Source organism: Bacteroidota bacterium, from assembly GCA_030706565.1.
Taxonomy (GTDB): domain Bacteria; phylum Bacteroidota; class Bacteroidia; order Bacteroidales; family JAUZOH01; genus JAUZOH01.
The window spans coordinates 1-20931 of the sequence record JAUZOH010000021.1 but is presented as its reverse complement, the minus strand read 5'-3'; the positions used below and the strand labels follow the sequence as shown (position 1 = coordinate 20931).

Annotated in this window: 11 protein-coding genes; all 11 read right to left on the bottom strand. The window is 43.9% G+C overall.

All coding sequences use genetic code 11. The features are described 5' to 3' along the window. The coding region (locus Q8907_02565) for a hypothetical protein (GenBank protein ID MDP4273141.1) at positions 1-246 on the bottom strand (246 nt) is incomplete at its 3' end. Between the two features lie 7 nt (positions 247-253). Then, the gene (locus Q8907_02560) at positions 254-1711 is read right to left on the bottom strand and encodes a glycoside hydrolase family 30 beta sandwich domain-containing protein (protein ID MDP4273140.1); all 1458 of its coding nucleotides are present in this window, start codon (positions 1709-1711) and stop codon (positions 254-256) included. 60 nt (positions 1712-1771) lie between these two features. Next, positions 1772-3664, bottom strand: coding sequence for a glycoside hydrolase family 127 protein (locus Q8907_02555; GenBank protein MDP4273139.1), 1893 nt, complete (start codon positions 3662-3664; stop codon positions 1772-1774). Positions 3665-3785: 121 nt separating this feature from the next. Beyond that, on the bottom strand, positions 3786-5480 hold the full coding sequence (locus Q8907_02550; GenBank protein ID MDP4273138.1) for an alpha-L-fucosidase: 1695 nt from the start codon (positions 5478-5480) through the stop codon (positions 3786-3788). 468 nt (positions 5481-5948) lie between these two features. Beyond that, positions 5949-8987: a DUF5703 domain-containing protein gene (locus Q8907_02545; GenBank protein ID MDP4273137.1), complete on the bottom strand. Its 3039-nt coding sequence runs from the start codon at positions 8985-8987 to the stop codon at positions 5949-5951. Beyond that, a complete protein-coding gene (locus Q8907_02540) occupies positions 8984-10663 on the bottom strand; it encodes an alpha-L-fucosidase (protein MDP4273136.1) in 1680 nt (559 codons plus the stop codon). Before Q8907_02540 ends, Q8907_02545 begins: the two co-directional genes overlap by 4 nt. A 1-nt stretch (position 10664) precedes the next feature. Beyond that, positions 10665-11297 carry a hypothetical protein gene (locus tag Q8907_02535; GenBank protein MDP4273135.1) on the bottom strand — a complete coding sequence of 211 codons (633 nt, stop codon included), beginning with the start codon at positions 11295-11297 and terminating at the stop codon, positions 10665-10667. A gap of 6 nt (positions 11298-11303) precedes the next feature. After that, a complete protein-coding gene (locus tag Q8907_02530) occupies positions 11304-14633 on the bottom strand; it encodes a DUF4450 domain-containing protein (GenBank protein ID MDP4273134.1) in 3330 nt (1109 codons plus the stop codon). A gap of 3 nt (positions 14634-14636) precedes the next feature. Further along, positions 14637-17108 (bottom strand): glycoside hydrolase N-terminal domain-containing protein, encoded by a 2472-nt coding sequence (locus Q8907_02525; GenBank protein ID MDP4273133.1) that lies wholly within the window; start codon positions 17106-17108, stop codon positions 14637-14639. A gap of 12 nt (positions 17109-17120) precedes the next feature. Next, positions 17121-20102 (bottom strand): glycosyl hydrolase, encoded by a 2982-nt coding sequence (locus Q8907_02520; GenBank protein MDP4273132.1) that lies wholly within the window; start codon positions 20100-20102, stop codon positions 17121-17123. Continuing rightward, a partial coding sequence (locus Q8907_02515) for an alpha-L-fucosidase (protein MDP4273131.1) occupies positions 20099-20931 on the bottom strand: 833 nt, incomplete at its 5' end. The genes Q8907_02520 and Q8907_02515, both read right to left, overlap by 4 nt.

Here is a 20931-nt window from a genome sequence, read left to right as displayed (position 1 = left end):
TCCAGCCTTTTGAAATAATTTCCACGGTTTTCCTGCCGGGTCTTTCAGATGAATAAAGTCGTTGGCGTTGGCATCAAATTCAAAAGCCATATTGGGCTTACAAACCAGACTTTTCAGTGAATCGCCTTGCCCAACCGCATTACTTTGTCCGGCAAGCAAAAAAAGTTTTTGGGCAGCCAGATTTCCTGTTAACAGAATTAAAAGAATGGCTATCAAATGTACCCTTATGTTTATTGATCTGTTCATGGACCTTTTATAAAAATTTTGGTTTATTCTTCAAAATGAAAGTGTTAAAAGAATTGGCCTCTACCATCGGCTGAATGATTTTTCCATTGATTTCGATGGTGATTTTTCGAGGTGCCGACGCTTCATTTTGCAGAACACAAACAATCGAATTATCGGGATTTACAAAAGCCAAGACATTCTCAAAACTTCCGGTGGTATTCAGTCGTTTGGCCCCAGGGAGAACGAAATGACTGACATGCTTCAACAGGTAATATTCATGATTAAATCGATAAGTGTTGCTTGCCGAATCGACTGTCACCAGAGAATTTTGCTGCCATCCCCACCGGCTGAAACCTCCCTTATCAAGCGAAATGTTCCAATATAGATAAGCATTTGCACCATTTTTAAGATAATGTTTCATTAAACTCCAGGCATAACAGCAATATTTCCAGTCATTTTTACCATCCCCGCATTCCTGTTCTGATTGGTAAAGCGTTAAATCCGAATATCTCCGGTGAATTCCGGGAATAGCGTCCTTCCCCGCCCACTGAAATCCAACGCCTTTGACACATTTTCCAGCATCGGGATCATTTAAAATGGTATCGACAAGCGCTTCATTTGGGCGTTCCATTGTTCCGAAGAAAATATCAACTCCCTGCTTGTCCATTTCAGGGCCAAGATATTTGCCAATAAATTTTGCCAGCCCACTGGCGGTCCATGTACAACTAGGGAAAATCTGGCAGGAATTGAATTCGTTTTGAGGCATCACCATGCCAATCCGAATTCCCTGATCTTTATAGGCCTGAATGAACTTTGAAAAATAGAGCGCATAAGCTGCAAAATATTTCTCTTGTTGAATGAACATATTTGTCCCCTCCTTTCCTTGTTTTTCCGCTGTAAGATGGTTCTGAAATTTCGATGCCAGTCCTGCCCAAGGCACAGAACATGCATAATGTTTGTTCCATTTCATCCATTGAGGAGGACTCCATGGTGACGCCCAAAATTTCAGATCAGGATTGTATTTTTGTGCTTCGTGGATGAATGGTACGAGGGTTTTCAAATCATTTTCAATACTGAAATTCTTCATGTCGAAATCGCCTTCGGTTTCGTTGTATGAATACCAATCCAGCGAAAAGTCATTGGCACCAACAGGCATACGGCAAATGGTAAAGTTCGCACCGATACCAGGTTTAAAAAGTTCGGTAAAAATGGCAGTCCGTTCCTCCTCTTTTAAATGACTTAGCGATGTCCAGCCCAACTCGTTAAAACAAGCCCCAAAACCTTTAATAGTTTGACCCATCTGGGTCAAATCAATTTTCAGATCGGCAGTTGCCGATGATTTCCCGGCCTGCAACCCTTCGTTTCTCACCCATGATTTCGTTTCGGTGGTAGAAATCCACTCAATCTGCGCGTTTTGCTTACACGAACCCATAAGTGCAGCCATCCCCAACACGATTAATCCCTTAAAAAAAAGCCTTGTTCTCATATCAAGTATTTTTTCATTTTTTTCTTCATTTATCAGGTTAATCAACCTTACTTTCTCCCATTAATATTCGTTTCTGATGTTGGCGTAAACTCCATACGACTGGTTTGTCACCCCGTAAAATGGTTTAAGCTTAAATACCTGCTTGTTATTTTGCAAACTGAATGAAAACTCACCCTCATTTTTAGTCATATTTTGAAGAATAGTTTCGTGATTTCCTTTTAGGATAATTTCTTTTTCGGTTTCAAAAGCCAGCAAAATTGGACCATAAAGCAGCGCCACCATATTTTTATTGTCAGGCATGGATTTCAGGTAAAATTGGAAATCAAACAGAAGTTCAACCTTGTCGCCTGTCTTCCAGGTCCGGTCGATGGTCACAAAAGAAAGCGGTTTGATTTTAGTTCTTAGCGGCTGTCCATTTACGAAAATTCTGGTTTGCGCGTTCGCCCACGATGGGATGAATAGCTTCATTGCAAATGATGTTGGTTTTTCGGCTGAAATCACGAGCCGGGTTTTCTGTTCCTCGGGAAAATTTGTGTTTTGTTCGATCTTAATCCCTTTTTCTTTCCAGTTTAATTCTGAAGGAATAAACAGATTGATCCACAAGCTATTCTGATTGTGAAAATAAATATTCGAATTTAAGTGGGCGAAAGCTTCAATTCCGGAGCCATTGCAGCATTTAAAGTCATTCTCCTTCAGGAAGTTTTTTGTGCGTGGAGAACCCAACGGGAGATAATAAACCACTGATCCATTTTCACTGTTTTGTATCGGCAACACGGCATTGTAAAAGGTATTCATATAAGCATCAGCATATTTCGGGTCGCCAGTCCATTCAAAAAGGTTTGCGGTTAATTTTTGGGTGTTGTGCGTTACGCACGACTCGGCAATTTCGCCTGTAAGAGTGGCACTTAAATGATCGGCATATCCCCAATGCTCGGCCACGCGCGATGTTGGAGTGGTGGCAACAGGTCGCGGACCGCTGCTCGAACCATTTGCATAAGCATGATGATTCACCAGCATATCCCAGAAATTGGCTGCAGCTTTTTGAAAGTCAGATTCGCCGGTATTCTCAAAACGGCGCGCATAACCGTTCACCAAAACAATGTGCGTATTCGAATGCAAACCCGAAAGAATGTCTTTCCCATCCATTAGTGGCTGATAGAACCATTTCCGGTCAAAAACTTCTGCCAATTTAAGGTGCTGCGGATCTTTCGAAACCGCATACAAATTGTGTAAAACTTCGTTCATTCCACCAGCTTCGTTGGTCGGATTGGCTTCGGCTGAATAAAGTATTTTCTCAATTTCGGCCTCCGGAAGTTTTGCCATACGGGCTTCGACATAATCAGCCATATTCAATAAAATCTGATATGCTTTTTTGTTTCCTGTCAAGGTATAAACATCTAACAAACCCTGCATTATTTTGTGGAATGTATAGTAAGGTGCCCAAACACCACCATATTTTTTCTCCAGCGTATCAAACTCCGATTCAGGAAAAGCGCTTAAATACTTTCCACCCTGCTTTTGCTGACAAACAGCCAGTTCATCTATCATATAACTAATGCGCTTGTTCAATAATGCGTCCCCATCCTTCGCAATCTGTGTGGCACAGGCTGACAGGTAATGTCCGACAAAATGGCCACGCAGACCACAGCCCGGACTCTCCCACCCGTCCAATGGTTTGGCGTAAGATGGCAATCCTGCGTTCACCCTGAAATTATGAAGCAAACGTTCCGGATCAAGTTGATGAAGGTATGCTGTGTTTAAAGCCTCACGCTGTTTTATCCACGATGAATTTAACCTGACCTCAGACAGAGAAAAAGGTAAAATATGTGCCTCTGCCAAAATAACTTTGAAGATATGATTCCCGGAAACTTTAGAATCACTGGCAATGCTTTGAGGTAAATTATAAAATAAAAGTACGATTAGAAAGAAAATAATCAGTCTGTTACGTTCCATTATACAGTTAGTTAGGATCAATCAATTTCTATAAAAAAGAAAAACTTGAGTTTCGTTCCCGTCAAGATTTTGAAAGTGTCCCCTTTTTTTGAAGACAGTTCCAAAATAAAATATCTGTGATTTATTCAGCCCTGAATAAGATCAACTCATTCACCGCAGGAGCTTCTTTTTCGTTCAGAATAACCAGTTTAAACTTTTGAGCTGTTACCGGAGCAAAGTTTTTAGTCAGGCCGGTTCCATCGGTTTCAGTATTGAAAATAGCTTTCCATTCACCTCCCTGCTGGTAAGATAATTCGTGTTTCTGGCGGATTCCACTCCAGGGGTGCCAGGGTTCCACGAGTGATAAGCACTGAATAGTTGCAGGTTTACCCAAATCAATTTCTAGCGTGGCTGTTTTTTCGCCTTTGGCTGCTTGCCATTTGTTTTTCGGGTCGCCATCGGTTGCATAACTGGCCTTGCAATCCTCACTTGTAGTAGTTGCTGTCACTTTTGCGCCCTGAGACGGAACAGGTTGAACGGTTGGCTTTCCATCGAATTCAACGGCGACAACAGATGCAATTTTGTCGGGAGCATACGAAGGAAGTTGAATTGTTGAGTTTTCTTTTCCAGCTTTGATTTTCAGGCCCGTTTTGGCATCGGCGAGTAGATAAGCTTTAGTAATTTTATTCGAAAATGGGACTGTCAATTTGCCATTTTTTGGCCAATCAAACACGTGCAAATACAATTTCTGTCCTTTCAATGTAGCACGTCCCCATGATAAATATGGGAAAGGACTGGCCTGGGTTCCATAAATAGCTTCGCCATTTACTTTTAACCAATCGCCCATTTCTCGCAGGTTTTGCTGGCACACTTCAGGAATGATTCCATATTGATTCGGCCCTACATTCAACAGGAAATTACCGCCTTTGCTCACAATATCAATCAACTTTTGTAACAGGTCGGTGGTACTTTTCCATCGTTCGTCATAGGCATTGTAGCCCCAATGTCCATTCATGGTCATACAAACCTCCCAGTTGCGGCCGGGAAAACCTGTAGCCGGAACAAACTGCTCGGGAGTTTCGAGGTCGCCGCCCATACCAGCTCCTAAACGGTTGTTGGTAATCAGGTTGGGATATGATTTGGTAATTGCTGCAAGCTTCTCAGTCATTTCTTTGGTCATGTTGGTAGGCGTGTCCCACCACAAAACAGCCACATCTCCGTAATTCGAAAGTATCTCCTTTACCTGCGGAACGGCAATCTCGTCGATATACTTATTCATGTCAGCCACATGGGTCTGATCCCATTCGACATTACCAGAAACCGCTCCACCAGGATGATACCAATCCTGCGCCTGCGAATAATAAAATCCTAATTTCATTCCCTGCTTGCGGCAGGCTTCGGCAAGTTCCTTTAGAATATCACGCTTAAAGGGTGTTGCATCCACAATGTTGTACGGATCGGCCTTTGAACCAAACATGGCAAACCCATCATGGTGTTTTGAGGTTATTATAATATACTTTTGACCTGCATCTTTGGCCAGTTTCACCCATTCGTCGGCATTAAAACCAGTGGGATTGAACTGTTTGGCCAGGGCTGAATATTCGGCTCTGGGAATTTTAGCCTGGTGCATAATCCATTCGCCGTAAGTGGTTTTGTCGCCCCATTTTCCTGCAGGAACCGAATAAATTCCCCAGTGTATAAACATGCCGAATTTGGCCTCTTTCCACCACTGCATTTTGGGATCGTTTTGTTTTGAAGCAGCAGAACCATCACCATTCTGCGCCATAGACATGGAAATTATTGCAAATGCAAGACAAACAAGAAATAGTTTTTTCATTTGATGTAGATTAGTTTAGGGCCTAAATTAAGGCTAAGATTAGCAATTTGAAAATCAATAACCCAAATAATTACCGGAAACGTTTCCAGAAACACTTTTTTTCACGGAAACGTTTTCAGAAATGAATAAAATTGTTACATAAAGCAATGTTACATCATTTTTAACTCTCGTTTTTCACGCCTAGAATTGCACCATTTCTTCTATCGTACGCCCCTTTGTTTCGGGCAAATAAATCCATCGGTCAATTAATCAGTAGCAACCAACATCCTGTTTTACATCACGCCACTGAAATTGTTACTTCAATGCGCAAAATAACAAAGTAAATATGATCCATATTGCTTTTCATTGTGTCTTCAGCTCTTCACAACACCGTTCAACTGTAATTGAACAGCAAACCGTTAAATCACCATTAGCGTTCAGGCGTGACAATGAATTTTAAAATGCGCTGTTTTCAGCGGTCCTGCCAGATTAGAATACATCCAACTGTTTAATTTCTGAGGTCTGAATAACCAAACGAATAGCTTTTGTGGAAACCGGATCAAACTGTTTGCCGCAGATCGTTCCGTAAACACTGCCTTTATATGCAGTTTTCCATGTTCCGTCAGCCTGTTTGGCCTGAAGTTCGAAGGCTTTTCCTTGTCCGCGCAAATAACCCGGATTGTCGATGGTAAATTCAAAACGACGGATGGTTTTCTCTCCACCCAGATTCACCTCGGCAATCGTTCGTCCTTCAGAATCGGTTGTCAATTTTCGTTCATGCCCCAAAGTAAATGAGCCTTTTGAAGGCAATGCGTATGCAATTTCTTCAACCGAAGCGTCGAATTGGAGTTTCACGATGGTATTCAGCGGATCAGGAGTGCCGGTAAGCAACCAGCCATTTTCGTCCTTTTTCACCTGAATATTTCCGGTGATGGACTTCGAGGAAATCAGCTTCCCCGGAATGAACGAAAGCCGCACACCTTCTTTGGGCCAGTCCAATACATGCACATAAACGATATTTTCACTGAAAACACTGTTCATCCACGGACCGGCCTTGCAACCTTCTAATGTGTATCCATATTTGGCAATCCAGGGAGCTGTTGTTTTTCCCGGAATAACCTGTGCATCCAACATGGGAGGAAGTCCAAACAGATAGTTTCGGTCTGAAAGGGCCACAGAAACCAAGTTACGGATCCTTTGCTTTTCGGTGCTCATATCCACGATATCATTTCTTCTTGATTCAGGAAAGACTTTTAACGACTGCACTTTGCCATCGCGGTATTCACATTCAATTGTGGTATTGTTTGCCGCACAAAGTTTGAATGAAACATCCCAGTTTTCAGGCCATGCCGGAAGCAGGAAGATTTTTTTGCCGTCGCTTTGCAACAACATACTTTGCAGTGTATTTATTGAATTGGCGCCATGATCATTATCGGGTGTGCCATCCATTTTGCACTCCCAGAACGCAGGGAATCGGGCTCTTGGGCGATTTGGATAGGGTGCATTCATGTCAATATTATCATTCCAGTGAATAAACTGATCGTTAAAATTGATGCTGGCCAAACGGGCAGCTTCGCGCGGTAAACCCAGATAAGCCGCCTGAACCGGCGATGATTGCCATCCACCGGTTTCGGTACCCTGATCGTCAGCTGTGCCGTCGAGACTGATTGTTCGAACATGAAAAGACTGGCGTGCATTCGCCAATAATTCCGGTTTGCCCAGCCAAACCTGGCGGAACGGATAAACAGAATAGAGTTCGGGCGATTCGCAGTTGGTGCGTCCCGGATTGTATTTTTCGCCCACAGCCAGCAAATCCATTCCACGAATGGTGCGCAAAGGCACGCAAGGCATAGCTTTCAGCAATTTGCTCCAGTGTTCTTTCCGGGCATCATCAATATCGAACGACAGTAATTTTGTCAGCAAATATTTCATGCAACCTATTTCGGTGCAGGGGTTGGTCACTCCCTGGTAGGTTTCGGCGCAGCCAACGCCTTCCATTTGCATGATTCCGCTGGCATTGCGTTTCGGGAAATGAACTTCGTAAAACTTCAGGAATTCGTCGGCACAAGGCAACAACACCTCGTCGAGAAATTGCCGGTCGCGGGTATGCTCGTAATACTCGCACATGATCGCTGGCAACTCGATAGTAGCCAGTTGATGGTAGCGCAAATGTGCAGGCATACCATCCCAGTTGAATACTCCTACGTTGTACCACCAACTCGCCTCCATAATAAAAGCGCCCTCGTGGCCAAAAATTTTCTTGCAATGATCACGGCAAATATCCAGGCCATCGCGAACAAACTGCATTCCCGGTTTAATTGCATCGTAATCACCACGGGCGGCCATCGACCAATACGGATGGCGTGTGTTTTGCCACATAAACGAAAGCACCGCCCAATCACGCCCATCGGGCGAAACCGGATTTTCCTTTGGCTTATTGAAACCTAAAACTCCGGCAGGCATGTCCATCGTAAAGATTGAGCCGTTATAAGGTGGAGGCACTGCGCCCCGGCTGGCAGCAGCCTGGCAAAAGCGCTCCAACGCATAACGCTGGTTAATTTGATCTATATTCTGTTTGGCATCAATTTCCTTGTGCCCTTGGTAGGCTTTTGATCCCTGCGGAAATTGCGTAAACCGGCACTGATCGAGGTTGAATTTTCCTTGACCTCCCGACAAAATATGGATGTAACTCCGGTTCCAGAACGATTTCCAGTAGGCACAATGCGCTTTCCAATCCGACCGGACTGGTTTTGAAATTTCAGCCAGCCAAGCTTGCACGCTTTCGGGCTGAATGGAATTTACCGTAATGGAACAATCAAATGAAGTCGATTTATTTGCCGACTTTAGCGTGGTTGCATTTTCGCGAATAAAGCCTTTGGCCTGAAGCAAACAACCTGACGTGCGATGCAAAATCGGATCTTTGGTTTTGGCCACCATTTCCGCAGTATTCTGACTTTTAAAGTTTTCGGCCCAACGCGAAGATTGGTTGCGGTAGCCCCAGGCCAGGCGGTTTTGCTGATCATTGAAATTCACCCCAACCGTACCGGTTTGTGGCAAGGATTCGTTGGCATCAATGAGCGGACGAAGCGATTCCATCGAAATGTTGACTATCCGCGGAGTCTTACTTTTTCCTTCTACCCGAATGACCGGATGATTGGCATCCACCCAAATGCGGAAACTCACATCACGAGCCTCCACTAAAATGGAGGCATCCATCAAACTTAAAGTCTGTTTGAACTTTTCAACAGAAAGCGCAGGTTCTGTTTTTATCCTTATCCGCCCCAGTTTAGGTAGCAAATGTCCGGCATCGAAAGCATCTACTTTGCTGATGTAGAATAACAGATCTCCATTTTTTTCGACCCAGACATTCAGTCCAACATCGCCATTCCCCAGTGGCATGGAGCCAAAAGAGTCGTCGCTGGGAGTAGCCCAAACTACATTATATTTTGAAGGATCGCTAATTGTTTGTCCAAACACTTCGGCACACAAAAGCAGAAACAGCGCTATAACAGTAAATTTTTCGGTCATTTTTTCAAGATATAAAATTTGACTTTCTGATGAGATGTTTGTTTTTCCGCACTAACCTGTCCGGTCAGTATTATCGATCCTTTTCCCCCTGAAGGATGGGCAGTGATGTTGATATTGCAGCTTCCATCTGGGTTTTCACGGGTGAACCCCGGAGTGGAGATACCCTGCAAAATCAAGTTGGAGGAACGAATGTTTAGATTTTCATTTTCGCCGGTACGAATAACCAGTTTATATTGCCCTGCCATTTTGATGAAGCCGGAAAGATCTACTTCGAATTTCCCAGATTTATCCAAGACTTTGGCATCAACCAGGACTTCATCCTTTTTATCCTGAAAAGCTACAGCAGCATTCCCGCCAACGTAATAGGCTGACAATTTTTTGATAACTGGTTGATAGGAAAATTGGGTAAAGCGAACCCTGATTGCGCTCACTTCGACAGCATTAAACCGTTCAATACGTTTATATCCGATGGATGTTCCATTTGCGAGTTCAATCCATTTACCTCCACTTTGTCCTTCAATTATATATTCCCTGATCCGTTCGCCGAATACAATATCTTCCTGAATAATTACATGGTCGATTTTTTCAGGTCGGACTAGTTTCAATTCTAAACTTTCTCCTTTCCCTGAAGTTGACGCAAGGCTATTTCCAAAGCGGCGGTTAATTTCATCGCCAAATTGTTTGTACAATTTCATATCCACCGCCGGGATCAGACCGGTGGTATCCGGCGCAGCATTCAGCAACAACAAACCTCCGCGGCCAACTGATTTATAGTAAATCTCCATGAGCTGATCCAGATTCCGCAGATTCTTGTAATTGGTGGGACTCCAAAACCAGTTGTGATTTTTCAGCGTAACATCTACCTCAAGCGGCATCCATACTTCACCGTCAGGATCGCCATGATCTCCGGTTGCAACACCAGTTTTTGCATCTTTGGCTTTCACACTGTTCCATGCCGGGTAAGGTGCAATTCCCTGTTCGTTACCCACCCATCGAATGCTGGCAAACGGTCCCTGAAACACAATAGCGTTAGGCGCGTACTTTTTTACAATATCTTCAAGAGGAACGACCAATCCTCCATCGTACCAGATTTCGTGAATCTGATTTCCGTATCTCGAAAGGACTTCTTCCCATTGCATTCGAAGCACCTTATTATAGGCTTCTTGTTTTGACGGATCTTTAGTTTTCCCGCCTCCGCCCAGGTATGCGCCCCAGGTATCATCGCCCGGGTAAATATATACACCCAGCCGCATTCCTCTTTGAAAACAGGCTTTGGCCAGTTCGTCCAGAACATCGCCTTTCCCGTTTTTGTAGGGTGTGTTTTTGATGCTGTAATCGGTGCTTTCGGTTTGCCACATGCAGAAACCACCCACATGCTTGGCCACAAAAATGATCATTTTGGCTCCAAAAGATTCGGCCGCATCAATCCACTGGTTGACATCCAGTTTCGTTGGATTAATGCGCGAAAGCGGAGTACTGCGGTTGTCAAGTTCGGTTCCCTGCCAGGTGTTGGGCGCGAAATGCACAAACATGGTTCGCTCCATGTTTTGCCACTGCACCTGCTGTGGCGATGGAAGTGCCGGTTTGTGAACTAATCCGGTTTGTGCGTTTATTGATTTTGACTGGAATAAAACCAACAGTGAAAACACGCAAATGATTCCTTTTATTTTTTTCATTCTATTTTCTTTGAATTTGTGGACTTTCATCCGGCCATAGGCAAGGTTTTCCGGTAGCTTTAAATGCCGGACGCCCGGTATTTACCTTACGAAGATATTTTCCCAATTCAATTGCCAATTCTTTGGTATTTTCAGGATTAGCTGCTGCCAAATCATTTGACTCTGAAATATAATCAGGAATGTTGTAAAGTTCCAGCTTGCTGCCTTTGTACCAATAAATCAACTTCCAGTCGCCCTTTCTGATCACGCTGTAAGGTTCCTCTCCATAATTGTGAGGAAAAGGCCAGAAAAATTCACTGTTTTCTGAATTAACTTTTTTGCCACGAAGCAGTGGAACAAAGCTTTTTCCGTCAATCACACCTCCAATTTGACTGTACCTTTTTACACCTGCCATTTCCAAAATGGAAGGAAAGAAATCTTCAATAATCAGCGGTTGGTTGCAAACAGCACCATCTGTCGTAACGCCGGGCCATTTAACCAGTATGGTTTTCTCTTTCCAGAACGGAACTGATGTTTTCTGCCAACCCATATCATCTACTAAAAAGAAGATGATATGGGGTTTAATTGATTTTTCTTGGGCAAAACAACTCAACGTGCCTGCCAGAGGTAAAAGGGAAAGTGTTGATTTTTTCACATCCGATTATTTTAAAGTCATTATCGTAACTCCCATCAATCCAACCACCACTTCCTGTGAAAGGGTTTCAAGAGTCACACTCTCTAATTCAACGCCTGGGCGAAGTTTGAGATTGAGAACCATAGCACGGCAATTTTGCCCCAGTTCAACGGTTTCAGGGAGCTTTTTCGGCAAACAGAATTTATCTTTCTCTGCAAAGTAATAATTCCTTAGCGATGAACCTGGTGACTGCGGATGCGAGTAAATCGTGCTCAAGCTCCAATAGTTTACAGGCGGAACCAATTCCAGTGAATCGGTTTTCCCATCGGCATAATTTAAGCGGATAACTGCATTGGTAATCTGGCATTGCATGATGTTGGTCGATCCGGCGATGAGCATCCAAATGGCATCACCTTTTTGTTTTACCGGAACCGTTATCCCGTGCGGAAAATTATCCCACAGGGAGGTAAACGCAATGTTTTTAGAGTCATCATTCCAGCGAAAAGGGACCTTTTGTGGTGTAACGATCTGGCCGGAGACTTTGTAGTTTGCTACTTTATCCAGATTAATTTCAGGCGCTTTGGCTCCCCAGTGCGGAAAAGTCCAGGCCGAATATCCGTCGGTCCCGATACGTGCCGAAACCGTTTTCGGTCGCGGCGACAAATATTTTTGCCTGTAAATTTCGCGAACATCGGCATTCAGAAATTTACTGATATCGATTAGATTCCATTGTACAGTGGCAGGAACCTGATCCAGAAATTTTGCTGCATAGGCTGCATCACCCTGCGGATCGTTTATTTTTAAGCGAAAAACACGGTACTGAGGATTTTCACCAACCAAAACTTTAGCAATCACGGTATGAGAACCTTTATTCATTCCTAGTTTGGCTTGAATGGTATTTTTTGAAACTGTATATTTTTCAAGTACTTTCTGAGAATCATAAACCTCCATAACTTTAGCATCCTTCACCGGCAATTGAATCGGTTCGCCAATATTTCCTTCAACAAAAATTGGTTTTTGAAAGGCCAATTCTTCTGAAGTATTGATCACAATCTCAGCCTTTTCAGTATTCAGAATATTGAGTTGCAATAAACTTCTTCCGGCTGATGGGAGCACTGTCCATTTTACAGCCTTGCCATTTACCGTTACCGAATTTACTTTCAGCGAAGAAAAAGGAATATTTGCCATAAACCTTACAGGATGAATCAATTCGATATTGTATTTGATTTGTTTGTCCGATTGATTAAAGTTGATTTTGACATCAGGGATTTCGATGGATGCCTGATTCCAATCGGACGGGAACTGAGGATTAAAATTCACTATACCATTCGGAAGATCGGGATTGAACCCAAACAGCCCCTGAACAATGGTACGAACAAACGGGTGCATGCAATCGCCAAAATCAATTCCACCGGCAGGATCACCCAGGTTGCCGGGAACTACCGATCCAAAACCGCTGCACATATAAGTACCCCGCAAAATATCGTAACCATCATCGGGTAATCCAGCCTGAAAATAGCTTAATGCCAGGTGGTAATTGTCGCCCGGCCATAATTCGCGAACCGACCATATTCCCGGAATCCAGTTCGATGTCCATACCTTGCGGCCTCCCAGTGGATTTTTGTCATTTTGCAAAGCCCATTCGGAGTAATATGTCGATTCAATGGATTGTAAATCATTGGTCAGTTTGGAATCGATGGGAAGGAAAATACTGTATAACCACGGATCGGTGTGGAGGCGTTCGTACCCGCCTTGCTCTCGATATGATCCGGAGTAGCCTCGTTCAGGTATCCAAAGCTTCTCAAAAAATCCCTTTTTAATTTTTGCCATCATTTGGTTGTGAAAATTTTCAGCATCCACATCTTTTGCCCTGCGAGCCAAGTCGCGCGCTGCCAAATGCCCGCGATAGGCGTATGAAGTTTCTTCAGCGGTTCCGCCCCCGTTGTACCACTGCGAATCAGTAGGCCAGGTATTCAAATAACTCTCGTAAACGCCATCGCCGTCAGGATCAAAGCAATCCTGCTGCCATTTCAGATGAAGTTCAAGTGCCTGCCGTAACAAGCTTTCCAGTTCCGGATCGGCAGTCCAACGCCATTCTTCTATGATTTGATCGAAAAACTGTGTCTGCATGTTATAAAAATCCTGATCGCGGCTGATATACCCAACGCCATAAAAGCGAGAACCTTTTCCCTCCTTGGTAAACAATTTCAAGGTATCAGATTCCTGTTTCGTTTTCGTCGATTCTTTGATCTGACTTTCGATGTAAAACTTTGCTTCTGCCTTAACCCGATCGTGCCAACCTAACATGGTTCCGCCAAAAATAGTGCGCCAACCGGGCAGGCGTACATTCCATTGCATGGCTCCATGATGAAAAACTGGTGCGTGCCACGCACCGTCAATGGCAACTGTTGATGCCTGCGCCATGGCATTCAAATATGAATCCGGAGTATTTAATTTGATATGACTGCGCAATTCTTCGATGCGACTTACTCCATCATGAAAAGCTTTTTCAGGATTATTAATCCGGGAAATATCGGGTGGAACATCCTGATTAAAAGCTTCGATAGCCCAATAGCTGGATTGCGCGTTTTCAAGAACAACTGTTCCTTTCATAATAGGCAATTGATTAGGTTTTGACTGATTAAAAAGAGTAAAGTCGTTCCAATCTGAAGCATCAGATACTCCTGTTTTGGCCAATGAATTACAACTGACTGCAACTGTGAATAGCCTTTTATCTGTTTCATTATCTTTTAAACTCAAGAAGCCAGCTTCACCATTGATATTCACCTGATTATTTTTGCATTCTTCAGGAACAAATCCCCAGTTGAGTAGCTCGGGTTGACCCAAAACATCCAGTTTCCATGACAGGTTCTGATCCTTTCGCCACTGGGCACCTCCAAACGTCCAGATCAGCTTGTCGCCAGGCTTTGCTCCTTCTGCGCTTGCACAAACTACCATTCCTGTTGTTTGGGCCATCGGGAGAACTTCGAGTTTGATTTTTAGACCAGGAAATGCTGCATCTGTAATCAGCCAACACATTTGTCCAGCATGGTATAAGGAAGTAATCTGATCGCATTGCTGCAACCATTTGTTTTTTCCGTTTCGTTCGATGGCCAGCATCAACGTTCCATACAAATACTGATCTTTCGCCAACCGGGCAATGGGTTGATCTCCGGCAAGAATAAAAGCGTTGGAATTGTTGATGTACAAGGGCCGATTGTTGTAACGGCCGGTATTTCTACCAACAATAGCGCCATTTTCAACAACGTAATTCACACTAGACTGTGTAAAACCTGTCAGTGAAAGGCTTGTCGCAATCAGAAATAGAAATATTTTAAAACCATTGTTTATTTTCATAGCTTATTGTGGATTAAATAGGATTATTTCACCTTTTTCAGTCTGCAATTCCAGCAAATTCGAGGTAAGTATTTTCTGATGCTTTCCTACGATCAATTTTCCTCCCGTTTTCCAGGGCAGAATCATCTTCAGCACGCCGCCAGCTTCACTGGTTACTTTTATCTCGTTAACTTTTCCATTTTTCAGCGAAGCAGAAACCAGAAAAGCCCCCGCAGCGCGCAGGTCATGAAATTCAGCATCCTTTTCCCTCGGCCAGTTTGGGAAAAGTCGGATCGTTCCATCATAGCTTTGCATCAAGCATTCGTTGACCACGACTGGCAACGCGAAGTTTTCGACCCAGATGCCCATTTTATCCATATAGCCATAAGGAGTAGTGTCGCTATAACGGCCATGCACCTGCATCACCCGGTCGGAAGTAGTTCCATTGGGCAGCAGTGAATAATTAACATGCCGCTTAAACCGCTCCAAATCGAGCATACCGATTCGGGCTGCCTGCAGATTAATAAAAACCAGATCGTTACCTCCCTCGTTTTGCTGATTATAGAACGTGTTCTTCAATAGCTTCATGGTTTCTGAGTCGGAATGTAATCCATGATCTTCGCCCGGGAACACGGAGAACAGCGAATTTGGCACATTGTAAACCACCTGATCATGTTCTTCAGGAACCGAAACCAGCACCTTTCCATACTCTTTCGAAATTGCAGTGGGATAATCGGGGAAATGGGACAAAATCATTTTTACATTGTCAAGCAAAACCTGCTCTGATTTTTCGATCTTTAAAACCTTGGTGGCTTCGATAAAAGCATTGAAAACAAACTTGGTCAGCGCCAAATCTACATTGCAATCGTAATTGTATTTGAAACCCGGACGAAGTCCGTACAATTCAGGAGGAACAGTTGGGAATATATGAAATTTATCATCTTTCCATTGCGGACCAATGGCTTCGGGGCGTTTCATATAAGCAACAAGAAACTCGACAGCCAATTTCATTGGTTCAAATGCACGGTTTTTAAGGAATTCCACATCTCCTGAATATAAATAATGCCACCATAATCCCTGCACTGCCCAGGGAGTCTCGGCAATTTCCCATCCCCACGTTGGCACAGGATAAGCATTGATTGTCATGTCAACCGGATAGGCGCTATGAGGAAAATAGGCGCCCGGCAATTCATAATAGTTTTTTGCCCAACTTTTACTCACCGGTACTAATTTCTCGATAAGATTGACATAGGGTAAGTTCTTTTCCAGATGATTACTCGAAAAAGTGACCCAGAAAGGTTGCTGGGTATTGTAATTCATGTGGTAATCGCCATGCCAGGCAGTTCCTATGTTGTTGTAACTCCAGTTGGCAAATAAGCCCGGAGTGGTTGCCCCGTCTTTGGTAGCACAATTCAGGAAATACAGGTTTTGATACCACATTCGTTCCAGAAACTGATCTCCGAGTTTTACTCCTGATTTGTTCCAGTATTCCTTCCAGATTTGTTGTCCTTTATCGAGAGAAGCCAGCAAATCTTCACGCCGCGGAGTTGCAACCGCTGGCAAATCCTTTTCCACCGAACTATTCAATCCTTCCCGAATCGAAATGCAGCCTACAAAACCATTTTGCTTCACAATGCCGGCTTCCATAGGCGACATTTTCTGTTGGTTACCATCCCAGTTGATTCTCGATTTTTTCTCCAGCGCGCAATTCACAGCTGTAATTAAACGAAAGGCCTTGTCTTTAGGATGGCCATTTACTGCATCGTATTTTTCAGGTTCAGCGTATGGCAAAGTTTGACGAAAGGCAATCACCCCTTTCTCCAGATTTTCTTCGATCTGTGTTTTGGGAAATTCTATAGGCGTCGATGGATCGCTCATGACTTTAATGCGATCAAATACATTCGCGCATGAATTACCCTTTGAATCGACCAATCTGAACCAAAGCTGGTCGCTGGTCATATCAGTAAATACCTGCAAGGTAATTTTCTTCTGATCCCTGGTCAGCAAATATACTTCACACAATCCGTTGGAAACATCGAGTCGGTGACCGATTAACTCCGCATTCCGACGGTCGAATCCCAACAAAACTGAACCGCAGGGAAAAGGTCGCGGATAAGGTTTCCCATAATTTTCGGCAGTCATTTTACTGTATTCTTTGTACCAGGGATTGTCGGTTAGTAATTCTAATGTATCAGGAATTGCTTTTACCCGGTTAAAAACTTCATTAAAAGTGCCGATTTTGTCTTTGTTGTTTTCGGCAATCCGAATATCCCAAACATTGTTGTGACCAAAGTAGAAAACAACGGCATCGGGGCGGGTGGTCACCACCACCCCCATTGCTCCGTTTCCGAGCAAAGCTCCTTCAAAAAAATCAGGAGCAGGACGATCGTAAGCTAACGGATGAAGTTTTGCCTGTTCGAATGAATTGAACGTATCCTGGGCAAAAGCAATCTTACATCCAAAAACCAATAAAATTAAAAGAACCAACTTTTTCATAACCAGCAAAATTTACAATTTAACTTCAGTTTCTGTTACTAACCTTACCGGCCCCACCAACCCCGCAGGTTTCAGTGGACTGTCTTTCCTGTAGTAATACCAGATTGAAAAGGTTTTACGACCTTGCGATGGACGGGGCTGGTTTTTAACAAACCAGTCGGGATAAGCCAGCATGGCTCTGCCCATTTTTTCTCCACGATCTTTGCCCCATTCAAAATCGGCTGGTTCCTGTTCGTCACCAATCAGGCGGTTAGCCCAATTGTTGGTGACCAGTATTTCCAGTTTGTTTTCGCCCGCGACAAACCATTGGGCAACATCAACGATGTATGGAGGATACCATAATACTCCTGCACTTTTCCCATTTACGCGAATTTCGGCAATGTCGTTCATCTCTCCCAGATCAAGTAATATCCTACTTTTCAGCGAAGCTGAATCAATCGATATTGTCTTACGATAAGTAGCTGTCCCGGCAAAATAATTCACCATTTTGTTGCTGTGTTTACTGAAATCGATCAGCTCCGGGAAATCAAGTTCAAAAGGCTGATCAAGTTTTGGAGCAAAGGCTACTTTCCACGGGCCTTTTATTTCTCTTGGAGCAATAGCTTTTACATCCACCTTCTTCTGCCTTCCAGAGGCATAAACTATTTGAGCTGAAACAGTTCCTGATGAAAACAGTACCGGATTTCCTTCGGAATTGCAATCTGTTGTCCAGTCTGAATTCGGATCGTTGACAGACACAGACACCGGATGATCTGCTTTTGATGCCTTTTTTCTGAAGACAACAAAAACTGATTGAATACCTTTCAGGCAAAGAGAAACAGATGTGCGACCATTTTTTTCGTTCCAAACCGGAGCATTGCAGATTCTTCCGTCTTCGGCCTGCCACAGTTCAGGTTGCTTACACGACAAGCGAAACGAAACCTCGGTCTGCTGCGATTTGTCTGAAAGATTGGCAACAAAATAAACGTCTGCATCAGCCGAATGTCGGTGAGCAATTTTTATAGCGTCAGGATTCTGCGCTTTTTCAACCTGATAATCAGGAGTTATTCCGGTCTTGGCTAAAGCGTCTTCTATTTTGATAAAGACATATCCCTTTCCATATTGATTGGATGGTCTGTTTCCCCAAACCTTTTGTGCAATCTGCTTTACAAAATCGTCGCACTTCGGAAAATCCTTCAAACTAGGAGAACTAACTGGTTTTGCGGAAACAATCACAGCTCCTGCGGCAACCAGGGACTTTATCTTTTTAGCAACTTCGGGCAACATTTTTTCTGCTTCAGGAAACACCACAAAAGCATAGCTGCGCCCTGTTGGTAGTATAACCTTGTTATTTTTTACCTGAATGTCTTCTGCCAGAAAATCGGGTACCGAAATCAGATCGGAATTTCCATCCAGCTTTCCTACGCACAAATAATCGGATACCTGTTCGCCATATTGCAACAAGGCCTGACAGCGCGCCATGTATGTAAAGAATGCTTTTCCTGGTTCAAACCATGTTTGGTTACGTCCAAAATGTGTTCCCCACCAACCCATTCCCATACCAGGCTGGTAACGATCATCAAACGGCTGATGTACCCAATGATGCAAAATCATACGGTTGATGCCCTGCGAAAAAACCTTGTCAGCGGTAGCCTTCAGAAAAGCCGGATCTTCGGTAAACTGGCTCACCTCGGGCCGCCCTGTAAAAGCTTCGGCACCAACCAAGGTTTTGCCGGCTGCTCTTGCTGCTGCTGGCACCTGCGGGGAAATCCCACCAATTCCGGCAGTCCAGAATTCGGCCATAGGCAGGTCTGCTAGTGCAACACACTGCGCTGTATTAAATGGGCCTCCGTATGGTTCCATTTGGAGATCCAGTTTCGCTTCAGCCAACTTTTGCTTTCCGATTTTCCATCCATTATCAAAAAATAGCTGACTGATTACATCCTGATAATCCCAGTCAAAGCGGGCAGTCTGTTCTTCGCTGCCTAAAATACGGCGGTCTTTGCTATCTTTTTCTTTTCCAACCGTCAGGCTAAACGAGGCCAGCCAGGGAATCGGATCATATCCTTTGCGCTTGATGAATTCTTCGCGAAACCCTGTTGTCCAGTTCTGGCCGCCAGCTTCGTAACTGTCAATCAGCATGTGTGTGAACGATTTGCCCAGGTATTCGCCCAGATGCTCTTTTACCGGATCAAGCACATTTTTCCAATGCCAAGTGCTCTGTTCCACGCTCATTTTATCGGCTTCCAGTACTTTTCCCAGCAAATCGTCGGGAATAGGATGTGGTGGCCTTCCGGTGGAAGCATGGCATATTCGGTAAACAATCCATTTCCCGGCCGGGGCATTCCAGTTCAGTCCATTTTCCCGATCATAATGCGAAGTCAGATTCAACACCTCATTAACGGCAATCTCCTTTTTTTCAGCAGGAATGGCTAAAACAACCACATCTTCATAAAACGAAATTTTTCTTCCGGTTTTTCCCCAGCCTTCGTCGGCAATTAACTTTGGAGCCATCAGTTTGAGGTTAAGTTCTGTTCCTCCTGAAATGATTGTATCGCTCCAAACTAAGCGTTGCATACTCCGCTCTTCGTCAATCCAGGGACCACCGGTGGTTGAGTATCCGACAGTATTGTGCAGCCCAATTTCAAGACCTAATCGATTGGCTTCGGCGGCTGCAAAGCGCAATGCCTCCCAATAAGCAGGACTGCGATAGGTTTGCTCCGGCCAGGGGTTATTCAGCGTTGGTGCGTGCGACTCCTGAACAGCGGAACTTAGATTGAAGATGGTTGCACCACCAATTCCTTCGGCCTTCATGGCTTCCAAATCCTTGGTAATTCCTGATTTGGAGAAATTAGAACCCATCCAGTGCCACCAAACATAAGGTTTTACGGAAGTGGGAGGATTCCGGAAAAGAGATTCAAGATCGTTCGTTGGTTTTGAAGGCGTTTGCGCACTAACTGAAATGGTCAAAAGCAACAAACATGCAAAAATGATCTGACAAAATGATTTGTTCATTGAGCTGGTTTTAGAAATTTTTTAGTCATATTAATCGGAGCAATAAGTATAGATTCAAGACTGGAAGTTTCCGGATCGCCCTCCACAAGAGACACTTTAATGTTGTGTTTTCCGGCTTTTTTAAATTCCGGAATTTCTATCGGATACTTCTGATATTTCTTGGTTGCGGCCTGTTGATTTTGCACTACAATTCTTTCATCAGCCGAAATATTACAAACCAGCTTGCCTTTTCTTTTGTAATAGAGATCGAGCTCATAATAACCGGGCTGCAAAACAGCGATCTCCCCGTTCGCCAAACTTCCTTCAGTCCACTTGCTGATTTGGGTGACATGCTTCCATTCACCAAATATTTCCATCCAACTGATTGCTTTGGATTCAGATCCTTTTACAACAGCAAAAACGGCTAGAAGCCGGGGGCTTGTATTGGGAGCCAAATTAAGTGTCGGATCAACATCAGCAGGTTCGGAATTACTTTTGAGGGTCAGATCAATGACCGAAGCCGGTGTATCGACAGGATGGAAGGGCACATTGAAAATCGTCCATCCTGGTTTCTGTTCGATTAATAATTTTTCAGCCTTTGCACCTTTTAACAAACGAGTTGAAAGAATCTTCTTTTTCAAGCTGGACCGGTATAATTTCCCATCCTGTGGCCAATCAAAAACAGATAGAAATATCGATTTACCTTTGGTTATAACATCGCCCCAAGGCATGGTATGCTCCCACAGAGAAGCTCTGGCGGCATAAACCACCTTCTGATATTTCTGATTCCACTTTCCAGCATCGCGAAGAAACTGCGCTTCAATTTCAGGAATCTGTCCCTGACTATTCG